Below are 11,658 nucleotides of genomic sequence, written 5' to 3' on the forward strand. Positions count from 1 at the left end.
CACACACCGATTATAAGAGTTTTGAAAACCCTAACACCTTCTATTAAGGTGCTAGGGTTTTTTATGAGCTCTTTTCTTTCGCTTTTGTTAAAATAGACATGTTTTACATATACTACTGATCGAGGAAAGAAGGGGTTAAATGACCAATCAGCCAGAGAAGTTATGGAACTCATCGTTTATCTTTTTAATTCTAGCAAATTGGTTCACCTTTATGAGCTTTCAAATGCTTATCCCAACTTTACCTCCTTATATGGAAGATCTCGGTGGCTCAAAGTTTCAAGTTGGTCTTGTGACTACACTTTTCTCCATTGGAGCGATTCTAAGCAGACCATTTATTGGGCATTTATTGCAGACGCAATCGAGAAAACGACTCGTTCTTTTAGGGTCCGTTTCTTTATTAATTATTACGTTACTCTATTCTTTCACCACAGCAGTGCTCATCTTTTTGGCCTTCCGGTTTATTCACGGTTTAGCATGGGGGTGGTCGTCTACGACGAATGGAACAGCCGCTGTTGATTTAGTACCTAAGAAACGTATCGGAGAAGGCATGGGGTATTTCGGACTGAGTGTCACAATCGGCATGATTATAGCTCCTAGTCTTGGTATATATCTCTATCAAAATTTTTCATTTTCGGTACTCATCTATACTTCTGTTAGTTTAGGAACAATTGCATTTATTTTATTTTCATTAACGAAGTTCAGAACTCCAGACACTATAAAAAACAAAACCCTTAAAGATGAACCCTTTACATTTTGGGGCTCAATGATAGAGAAACGAAGCTGGTACCCAGCCATGATCTCTTTCTTCAATACATTTGGGTACGGCTCTATTGTTACGTTTATTGTTATATTTGGTCAGGAGCAAGGGATCGAACAAATCTATTTGTTTTACCTTTTTAATGCTGCTTTAGCTACAATTATGCGTCCCATTACTGGTAAATGGTTTGATCGTAAAGGACCTTGGCTGCTTATTATGGCTTGTTCTGTCCTTGCCTTCGCTGGCATGTGGACAATTGCTCTTGCAGATAATTTCTATTACATTATTGCAGCAGGTATTCTGTTTGGAGCTGGGTTTGGTTCAATGATGCCCGCCTTTCAAGCCTGGGTTATTTCTAAAACAACACAAGAGCGAAGCGGCATCGCTAATGGCATGTACTATTCCACAATTGATCTTGGAATCGGCTTAAGCGCCCTTCTTCTTGGAGTGATCTCAAATTACGTTGAAACAGCGACCCTTTTTAAGATATCTAGTGCTTCTTTTGTCATTGTTTTGATTTTAACCTTTTTAGATTATCAGAAGAATAAAGATGTGGAATGGGAAAGTGAACAAACGTAAACACTTTCCCCTCCGGTTACTTTTTCTCTTTTATTTCTAAATTTTTTAACAATTTAGAAATTGACAGGTTGCTATGGTGCTGTTACGATAACATCATATTTTGTAGATTGTTGTGACGATTCTTAAAAATTTGTCGAAACTTTCATTTCACCTGTTGCATCCCGCAACATATATGTAGTAAACTTTGTAATGTTTTTGCCGTTACCTTAAGCAAAATGCTTATTTCTACAACTTGGTCTAAATTTTCGAAAAATTTTGTCATATGGAAACTGTAACGGTTTTCTGACTCGTTGGACGTCTCAACGAGATTATGATCGACACCTACATGAGAGGAGAACCATATATGACGAAAAAAGATACCGTAACCATAGGTTTTATGCTCTTTGCTCTTTTCTTTGGTGCAGGGAATCTAATTTATCCCCCGCAGCTTGGTACAGAAGCCGGATCTTCTTACTGGTCCGCCATCGCAGGATTTATTATTACAGGCGTAGGCCTTCCGATATTAGCAGTTACAGCCATCGCATTTGTAAACGATGATGCGAAAGCTCTTGGAAGTCGCGTACATCCATGGTTTGGATTATTGTTTACTTCCTTGATTTATTTAGCGATTGGTCCGTTCTTCGCAATCCCCCGCGCCGCTAACGTGGCATTCGAGACTGGGATTAAGCCGGTAATCGGCTCTGCAGGACAAGGATCTTCTGCATTACTGATTTTCTCAATTATTTTCTTTGCTTTAGTCTTCTGGATTAGCTTGAATCCATCTAAGATTGTAGACCGAATTGGTCAATGGTTAACACCGATTCTTTTAATCGCTATGGTCGCTTTAAGTATTGCCAGCTTTCTTACATTTGATGCTCCTATGCAACAGCCAACAGGAGATTACAGTTCGACTCCGTTCTTTAGCGGGTTCTTAAATGGGTACCTGACTATGGATGCTATTGCTGGGCTTGCTTTTGGAATTATTGTCGTCACCGCGTTAAAAGAACGCGGCGTAACCGATCGTAAAACAACGATTAAACAGACCATTAAAGCTGGTAGTGTGACAGCCATAGGATTAATTGTCGTTTATGGATCCATCGGTTGGATGGGAGCTAAGATGGCTTCTATGGGTTCCTATAATAACGGTGGTGAAATTTTAGCAGATGGAGCTAACATTCTATTTGGCTCATTTGGCGGTTTGTTACTAGGTACCATCGTAGCTCTAGCTTGTTTTACAACGTGTATTGGTCTAACTGTTGCTTGCTCTCAGTTCTTCTCTAACACGTTTAAGAGTGTTAAATACACACATGTAGCCATTGTATTTACTTTAATTAGCTTTGGGTTCACGAACATGGGACTAAGCCAGATTATTGCGTACTCTGTACCGGCTTTAGTATTCATTTATCCGCTGGCAATCGTATTAATCGCTCTGTCCTTCTTCCACAGGCTATTTAACGGCTCGAAACATGTTTATCGTGGTGCCCTTATCCTAACAAGTGTGATCGCCATTTATGATGGACTTAAAGCCTTCTTAGGAGCAGAAAAAGTTAAAGCATTTACAAACGCTCTAGACTTCCTACCTCTCTTCGCTGAAGGTTTAGGTTGGGTTGTACCAGCAGCTGTAGGTGCCCTTATTGGAGGTATCATTGAAATCTTCGCAGTCTCTGCTAAAAAAAAACGTAACGTAACCATACAAGATGCAAGTTATAAAGCTTCTTCTTAAAAAGGAAGAGCCTCAATTCCGCTACTGGAGTTGAGGCTCTTATTTATTGTTCATGGTCTATATCTGTGTTTGTGAGTGCCCATATCTGTTGTTTATGGTACTGAAGCAGCTTATAAAAATGATCAAATAACGGCTGATCCAGATGTTGATATTGTCTTGCCAGCTGTTCAAATATAATCGCTTGCCTTGAATGAAAATCAAGATCCTGCATAGCCTCTCCTCCTCATCCTTTCTACATCCATTTATCATATGTATATTTGAGCTTATCTAATACCATTTTTCTATAAAAATTGGTTGGAATCTTCCCCCCTTTACAACGATTTGCGCTTGGTACAAGAAGAAAAATGGAACAAAAAAAGAGCATGGAATAGATTCGCCATTCCATGCTCTTTGCTATAGTTGTGCCTAAAGACTGATTTAGTTTTTAGCGTCACTTTCATTTTGTTGTTCACTTAACTTACTTTGAATTCTCTTGAATTCTTTACTTGGGGGCATAAGACTAACTAAAACATCTCCATTCTCGCCCTTAGGCTGAGACTTGTGAGTGTAGAAGAGAATCTTGCCAGATGGCTTAAGAATATAGAGGAGCAACGTCTCAGGATGTAGTTCTTCTTTATATTTAGCATAGGTATATTGCTCAGTAATATTCGTTTTCCTGAATACGAAGCCACCGTCAATCTTTTCATTAAGACGTTCCCACGTAGCTCTTTGGTTAAAGAGCAATCGGCCTCCAATCGTGTTCCCCATATCCTCAAGGTCGTCCCCACGACTGTTATGAAGCGTTAATTGGAATAAGTTACTGCGTCCAATCTCAGGTACAAATGTATTACAAACAAGAGCGTTATAAGAATCTAATTCAGACGCGGCAACCATATATTCATATGGTGTCATGTCAAGATGGTACTCGGTTTGCTCTGAAAGAATTTCTTCTTTCATAAACGGAATTCCTTCTTTCCTTGCCGTAACAAGGCGATGCCATGAAGAGTCTGTAATTAATACAGGCACCTTCAGATCTTGAAGAGATTTTGCAAGTCCAGTAGTAAAGCTTGATGCGCCAACAATAAGCACTCCAGGCTTTCCATCTATAGATAAGTCTAACTTCTTCGCTAGCCATCCTATTGAAAAACCGTGGGCACAAACTGTCGCAAATACTAAAGCGAACGTTAGAGATGTCAGGATTTGAGCATCCTCAAATCCAGCTTCTAAAAGAACGTTTGCGAAGTACCCGGCCACAGTTAGAGCGACGATTCCTCTTGGTGCAATCCAACCAACAAGAGCTCGTTCACCAAATGAAAGATCGGTCCCAATGGTTGAAAGCCAAATCGATATAGGTCGAACCACAAACAACATCAGTAGGACAAATGCAATAATTTGAATATTGAAGATTTCCATTAACGTTTCAACCGTTAGTGATGCTGTTAACATTACGAATATAGCCGATACGAGAAGAACGGAAATGTTCTCCTTGAAATTCCTCATATCTTCTATTGAAGAGATGTGCATATTAGCTAGTGTCATCCCCATAGCCGTTACAGCTAATAAACCTGTTTCATGAGCTATTTCGTCTGCTATCGTAAAACAAAAGATGACGACAGTGAACATCACTGGGGACTTCAGAAACTCAGGCACGTGTCCATGTTCAAACATCCAGCCTAATCCTTTTCCGAGCACATAACCAATAACACCAGCAAATGCGGAGGCTGCGAAGAACATGAGTAACGCGTTTCCGGTTACGTCATCCGCCATAAGAAAATCAATAATTTCAAAGGCAAATACAGCTAGCAAAGCTCCAAATGGGTCTACAATAATCCCTTCCCATTTCAGGATCGCTGCTGGACGAGGTTTTAATTTTGCCTGCCTTAGAAGTGGCAAAATTACCGTTGGCCCCGTCACGATAAATAGGCCACCAATAACAAATGCTACAGCCCAGGAAAGACCCGCGACATAGTGAGCTGCTAATGACCCTAACAACCAAGCCAAGAAAGCTCCAATTGTTACAATTCGAAAGACAGGCCTTTGGAGTCCTTTCACTTCTCGGAAATCAAGGCCTAAGCTGCCCTCGAACAGAATGATCGCAACTGCTATTGAGACAATCGGTTTAAATAGTTCCCCAAAGTCTTCCGCTGGCTGGAGCACTCCAAATATTGGGCCTACTAACAGTCCAACGATAGACATAACCACAATAGCAGGAATTCGGAATCTCCAACCTAGCCACTGTGAACCGACGCCAAGGGCGCCTATTAGCATAAAGTCAAATAAAATCGAGTGAAACATAGGTTCGCTCCTTTATGATCTTGTTGAAGTATGTGTATGGATTTCATTATCTTTCCCATTCTTTCATACGGACGATTCAAAAAACACAGATATAAAAATATTCTATACGCGCATCGGTCATCTGTAAATGATTTGGTTTGTAAAATTATTATGACAAAAATAAAACAAAAGCAGAAGCGCCCGTTTAGCAACGTATAGACTGGACTGAGCCGGAGTGAGATTACAAAACCCAACCAAAAAACCCGTTTTCTTTTGAAACATTCTTGTTCAAAAGAAAACGGGCGTAATCTTGTTACTATTTAACAAGCAGAAGGCTTCATCTGTATAACAATTTTGCCTTTAGCATGATGAGATTCACTTAGTTCGTGTGCATCCTTTATCCCTTGCTCACTAAATGGGAATTTATTACTGACAATTGATTTTACTTTGCCTTCAGAAATCAAATGAGCGATTCGTTGAAGTTGCTCGCCTTTAGGGTTTAAAAAGACGTGCTCTGCTTCTACTCCATACTCTTTGGCCTGATCTTCTTCCGGCACATCTGTAATGGAGACTAACTTACCACCTTTTCGTAACACTTGATAACTTTGTTCTTGAATGTCCCCTCCAAGGGTATCAAGCACGACATCAAATTCATCTAACACGTCGCAGAAGTTTTCTTCCTTATAATTAATGAAATGATCAGCGCCTAACGCTTTAACTAGTTCTTCATTTTTTCCACTTGCGGTGGTGGCTACATAAGCACCGGACCACTTAGCAAGTTGTATGGCATAGCTTCCTACTCCACCTGACCCTGCATGAATTAGAACTTTATCCCCTTCTTCAACGTTTGCAGCATCAAATAAACATTGCCACGCTGTTAAACCTGCCAACGGAACTGCAGCAGCGTCCTCAAAGCTAAGACGCTCAGGCATATGTGCTAAAAGATCTTGTTCAACAGCTACATATTCTGCATAAGTACCATTTGGCGTAGTAGCCGGTCGTGCAAATACACGATCGCCGACCTGATAGCCTTCAACATGATCACCGACTTCTTTGATGGTACCGGCTACATCCCAGCCCAGGATAATCGGGAATTCCCAATCTAGTATATCTTTCAGATATCCTTCACGAACTTTCCAATCAATTGGATTAATAGAAGTTGAATGGATCTCAATTAAGACTTGTTCTTGATTTATTTCAGGTGTAGGCACCTCTTTTTCATTTAACTGGTCTTTTCCACCATATTGTTCAATAACAACTGCTTTCATGATGAGTGATGCTCCTTTCAAGAATATCTTTTGTACTGTACCCGGAAATTCACAGATGTACGCATGGAAGAGAGAATTGAACGGTTTTCAGCTTGAGCCGCTCTCTTCGTTCTTGAGCCACTTACCAAGGACCGTGCCGATTGAGCGTAAGCCAGGGCGGGGCTTGAGCCGGTTTTCGGTTAACTTGAGCCATTATCCTCGTATTTTGAGCCAATATGACTTGACTTAAGCCGTTTTGGCTCATCTTGAGTCGTTATTTTTTGTACTTGAGCCGTTCTGAAGAAATTATGAGCCGTTATTGACTTAACTTGAGCCATTCTTGCAAAACTTGAGCCGTCCCCCCCCTTCTTGAGCCATTCTCGCAGAACTTGAGCCGCCGCTTCCCAGCTCAATCCGCACCCAATCCAGACCATCACCTCATAAAAAAAGATCGCCCGAGGGCGATCTTTTTCAAAACTTAGCGAAGTTTTTCATTTTGATATAGTTCTTTTGCAACCTTAGGTGCTAACCAAAGAATTGGGAAGAGGAAGATGGATACTGGTACCGCTGTTACTACAATGAACGATTGTAGTGCGTTAATACCACCATCTCCACCGCCACCGATGAAGAGTAGGATCGCAGCAATCGCACCCATTAGGATGGACCAGAATACGCGAAGGGAAACTTTCGGGTCTCCTTCACCTGAGACGGCCATTGCGATTGTATACGACATTGAGTCTCCTGTTGTAATAACGAAGATAATCGTTAGTAATAAGAATAACGGAGAGATAATGCTTGCAAGTGGTAGTTGCTCTGTAATGGCAATCATCGCAGCTGGCATTCCGCCTTCACTTAACTGTTCTGAAACAGATCCTGCTACGTCCATTTCATAAAAGATTCCAGCGCCTCCGACAACTGTGAACCAGAACGTTGTTACAAGTGGTGCAATAACACCAACAGCTAGGATGATTTCACGGATTGTACGACCTCTTGAGATACGGCTTACAAGAATCGCCATCATTGGCGCATACCCGATAAACCAACCCCAGAAGAATACTGTCCAGCTACCTAACCAGCCAGTATCTGCTCGGAACGTACTCATCGTAATAAAGTTCTCTGTGTAAAAACCAAAAGATGAGATGAATTTATCAATAATAAATCCACCAGGACCAAAGATGACTACGAATAGAATTAGTCCAATTGCTAAGCGAACGTTAAAACTACTTAGCGCCTGGATACCTTTATGAATTCCTGTAATAGCTGAGATCGTTGCCACAACTACTAGCCCCACAATAATGGCAAGTTGAGTTGTATATGTGTCAGGAATTCCAAATAGCGCTTCTAGACCATAGCTTGCTTGAAGTCCTAAGAAACCAATTGGACCAATGGTACCTGCTGCCACGGCAATAATAGCTGCAGCATCAATAATTGTACCAATAACGCTAGTACGAAGTTTTTCACCAAATAACGGGTAAAGAAGCGTTCTTGGCTTCATTGGCATACCTTTATGGTAATACCCATACATCATCACAATGGCACTTAATGTACCAAGGATCGCCCATGCTAAGAAGCCCCAGTGCATGAAGCTTTGAGCCAATGCTGGCATAATCGCTTCAGGTGTCATGGCTTCAATGCCACTGTTTATTGGTGGTACTGTCATAAAGTGATACATAGGTTCAGCAGCGGCCCAGAATACGCCCCCACCAGCTAATAAAGTAGCCATAATAATGGATAACCATTTAAATGTATTCATTTCAGGTTTCTCCATATTTCCTAGCTTCACTTGACCATATTTAGAAAATGCTACATAAAGTGCAATAATAAAGTTCAATAACATTAAGACTTGCCAGAAAGCACCGAAGTACTTAACAGACCAGGCAAACCCTTCGTTTACAAATGTTTTTACAAAATCCAGATTAATCATTCCGGCAATAACGAATGCGACTAGTAATCCGCCACTAATACCAAAGACGGGCCAGTCTATTTTTGAGGTTTTTTCCTCTTGTTTACTCATTTAGGGTACCTTCTCCTTTGAATTTTTTTACCTTGCAAACACAATGACATACTATCTCATACATAAATAGGTCATGTAAAGGAGGAAACTTAGTTCATTCTGAAGAATAGTATTAGCAAGGCATTCCCCTCCTATACACAAATTGACGATTCATCTTTCTCTCCCCGTCACCATACAGCTCAAAACGGATTCTCTTCATATCCCATTTTTTTACGTAAATTTATGGCACATTTCCTTTTTCTTCTCCACCGCTGCTCCTTACCCTACTTTCATCTATTTCCGCAGCTTCTTTCTCATGGTAAGATGGTACAAGATTAATTCGCACTCGTTTAGTACACCTATAAAGGACGGTTGTCTTATGATGAAAAACGCACATCGCGTTTTAGAACAGTACTTCGGCTTCTCATCATTTCGTTTTGGACAGGAGCCATTAATTGGGCATGCTTTAGATAGGAAGAATGCTCTTGGCATTATGCCTACTGGCGGCGGAAAGTCGCTTTGTTATCAAATTCCCGGCCTTCTTCTGGACGGAACTGCTGTTATTATCTCCCCTCTTATATCTCTAATGAAAGACCAAGTCGATTCCTTAAACTCTCATGGTATTGCATCTACTTATATTAACAGCTCCCTCTCGTATGAAGAGCAATCCCAGCGAATGTTTGACGTACAGCGAGGTCGATATCAGTTTGTTTATGTAGCTCCAGAGCGCTTTGATTCTGAAGGGTTTATTAGTTCTCTGCGTCGCACAAAGTTATCCCTCATCGCCTTTGATGAGGCGCACTGTATCTCTCAGTGGGGACACGACTTCAGACCAAGTTATCGCTCTGTGGTCGGACAGTTACAAAAGCTCGGGAACCTTCCTGTTGTGATGGGACTTACCGCTACAGCAACTGAAGAAGTAACAAAAGACATACAGCACCTACTTTCTATTGAAAACGAACATGTTGTAAATACAGGGTTTTCAAGAGACAACTTAAATTTTCAAATTGTAAAAGGAAAAGAGAAACACGATTTCATACAGGATTATATTAAAACCCGGCCCAAGGAATCGGGAATTATTTATGCAGCTACAAGGAAAGATATTGATCGCCTTCACCAATGGCTGAGTCGAGAAGGTGTGAAGGTCGCCAAGTACCACGCCGGATTATCTGAACAAGAGCGGAAATCTGCACAAAATCAGTTTATCCAAGACGAAGTAACCGTCATGGTTGCTACAAACGCATTTGGCATGGGGATTGATAAATCGAACGTCCGTTACGTTATTCACTATGCTCTTCCTATGAATATTGAATCTTATTATCAAGAAGCAGGTCGTGCCGGTCGGGATGGGGAACGGAGTGACTGTATTTTGCTCTTCTCCGCTCGGGACATTCAGCTTCAGAAGTTTCTTATCGAGCAATCGTTAATGGAGGAAGAAAAGAAAACAGAGGAATACCAAAAACTTCAGCAGATGGTGAACTACTGCCACACAGACAAATGTCTTCAGGAATACATGCTGACGTATTTTAAAGACCCCTTTCATCATGAACCATGTGGTATGTGTAGCAATTGCTTACACACAGGAGAGATAAAAGACATTACAAGAGAATCTCAAATTATCTTATCTTGTGTGAAACGAATGAATGAGCGCTACGGCTCAGGAATGGTGGCTAAAGTAGTTAAGGGATCTAAAAGTCAAAAGGTGATGGAGACTCGATTTCATAAGCTGTCTACTTACGGACTCCTTTCTGATTTGAAAGAGAAGGATATCATGCAGATGATCCAATTCCTTGTGGCAGAAGGCTATCTATCTGTTGAAGATGGAAAGTTCCCCCTCCTTCGCCTCACTCAAGAATCATTAGCTATTCTTAAAGGGGAAGAAACTGTTCAAATGATTATCGAAAACGCATCAAAAGCTCATCAAGAATTAGATGTAAACGAAGATCTATTTGAAAAGTTGCGTATGTTAAGAAAACGACTTGCGGAAGAACACAAAATCCCTCCTTATGTTGTCTTTTCTGATGCTACGTTGAAGGAATTGTGCCAAGCGAAACCTAAAACAAAGAGCGAGATGTTACAGGTTAAAGGTGTGGGTGAGAAGAAATTCGAGCAATACGGAGTGCTTTTCCTTGAAGCATTAGAAGAGGAAACTCATCAATATTCGTAAACGGTTCAGCGTATGAAAAAGCCTAGGAATAAATCCTAGGCTTAAAAAAACTCCGATTCCACTAGAGAAACGGAGTGCATATAGGGCTATGCCTGTTCTGCTACCTCCTGGACGAAGGTGTGAATGTCTTGTCTGGAATAGTGTTCCGGGACGCCTGGTTTCTCGTATAAATAGTTCGTAATACGCTCCACGTCCTGAGTGTAGGCTTCCATAAATCCACGGATTAACATAGCCAGGTAAGGGGTTGATGGTCTTGTGATCGTCATCTCGCTTAATGGTCTTGGGTTAGTAAAGGTGAAGATCGGATACCCTTCTCTGTCGCCTGCATGGAGAAGATTCCCGTAATAAGAATCTTCATCAATAACAAGAGAACCATTCTTCTTCACTTCCTCAATATCTACCGTCATGTCCTCTACACCATTTTCCTGTCGTACGACATCTTCGAACTGCTCCTCCGTAATCAAGTACATTCTTCCCCATGTCTCAGTGTTTTCATCTTTAACAGTATCAATAAACGCACCCGCCCCATCCCAGCGATCAGACCATCCTGAGAAATAGAGCTTATACGGTAAGCTGACCGGACTATTCTTAACCGGAAGTGTACAATCCCGGCTACCTACCTCTCTCCTATTCGACCCAGGAGGCTGTCCCCCTTCGATATAGCAACGAAAACGATTTTCAAATAAATTAGAGCCGAAACTGGCATACCATACGTAGTTGATTTGTTTACTCATTAAACTTTCCCCTTTTTCTGCGATAACTGCATGTTATAGATACTCCGATTATTCTAACAATTCTTCATCTTAAAAAAAAGTCTCCACTACTTTAGGGACGGGAATATGAGACGCGGAGTTGAGAGAATGTTTCCGTTTGCTTTAATTGAGTGTAAGGATGAACGAAAACACGCCATTTAGCGCGACTCCTGACCTCTGATGTGAATTGTGCGGGGCCGTTCACTTT

9 protein-coding genes are annotated in these 11,658 nt (G+C 41.1%); 3 read left to right on the top strand and 6 right to left on the bottom strand.

What is annotated here, in order from left to right:
• The first annotated feature begins 139 nt into the window (after window positions 1–139).
• Window positions 140–1,336, top strand: coding sequence for an MFS transporter (locus tag IMZ31_RS18070; RefSeq protein WP_207528627.1), 1,197 nt, complete (start codon window positions 140–142; stop codon window positions 1,334–1,336).
• Between the two features lie 343 nt (window positions 1,337–1,679).
• Window positions 1,680–3,038 carry a branched-chain amino acid transport system II carrier protein gene (gene brnQ / locus IMZ31_RS18075; protein WP_207528628.1) on the top strand — a complete coding sequence of 453 codons (1,359 nt, stop codon included), beginning with the start codon at window positions 1,680–1,682 and terminating at the stop codon, window positions 3,036–3,038.
• 43 nt (window positions 3,039–3,081) lie between these two features.
• Here the strand turns inward: brnQ and IMZ31_RS18080 are convergent, their stop codons facing one another.
• The 5 genes from IMZ31_RS18080 to IMZ31_RS18100 form a co-directional block, all read right to left on the bottom strand.
• On the bottom strand, window positions 3,082–3,249 hold the full coding sequence (locus tag IMZ31_RS18080; RefSeq protein ID WP_156969072.1) for a hypothetical protein: 168 nt from the start codon (window positions 3,247–3,249) through the stop codon (window positions 3,082–3,084).
• Between the two features lie 206 nt (window positions 3,250–3,455).
• Window positions 3,456–5,312 carry a cation:proton antiporter gene (locus IMZ31_RS18085; RefSeq protein WP_207528629.1) on the bottom strand — a complete coding sequence of 619 codons (1,857 nt, stop codon included), beginning with the start codon at window positions 5,310–5,312 and terminating at the stop codon, window positions 3,456–3,458.
• Window positions 5,313–5,611: 299 nt separating this feature from the next.
• The gene (locus IMZ31_RS18090) at window positions 5,612–6,559 is read right to left on the bottom strand and encodes an NADP-dependent oxidoreductase (RefSeq protein WP_207528630.1); all 948 of its coding nucleotides are present in this window, start codon (window positions 6,557–6,559) and stop codon (window positions 5,612–5,614) included.
• 179 nt (window positions 6,560–6,738) lie between these two features.
• The gene (locus IMZ31_RS18095; protein WP_207528631.1) at window positions 6,739–6,972 is read right to left on the bottom strand and encodes a hypothetical protein; all 234 of its coding nucleotides are present in this window, start codon (window positions 6,970–6,972) and stop codon (window positions 6,739–6,741) included.
• Window positions 6,973–7,016: 44 nt separating this feature from the next.
• On the bottom strand, window positions 7,017–8,552 hold the full coding sequence (locus IMZ31_RS18100) for a BCCT family transporter (protein WP_207528632.1): 1,536 nt from the start codon (window positions 8,550–8,552) through the stop codon (window positions 7,017–7,019).
• 358 nt (window positions 8,553–8,910) lie between these two features.
• Between IMZ31_RS18100 and recQ the strand changes: the two genes are divergently transcribed.
• Window positions 8,911–10,698, top strand: coding sequence for a DNA helicase RecQ (recQ, locus tag IMZ31_RS18105; protein ID WP_207528633.1), 1,788 nt, complete (start codon window positions 8,911–8,913; stop codon window positions 10,696–10,698).
• Between the two features lie 86 nt (window positions 10,699–10,784).
• Here recQ and IMZ31_RS18110 read toward each other — a convergent pair whose 3' ends face one another.
• The gene (locus tag IMZ31_RS18110) at window positions 10,785–11,432 is read right to left on the bottom strand and encodes a hypothetical protein (protein WP_207528634.1); all 648 of its coding nucleotides are present in this window, start codon (window positions 11,430–11,432) and stop codon (window positions 10,785–10,787) included.
• Window positions 11,433–11,658 lie beyond the last annotated feature (226 nt).

The sequence above is a fragment of the Pontibacillus sp. ALD_SL1 genome, from assembly GCF_017355605.1.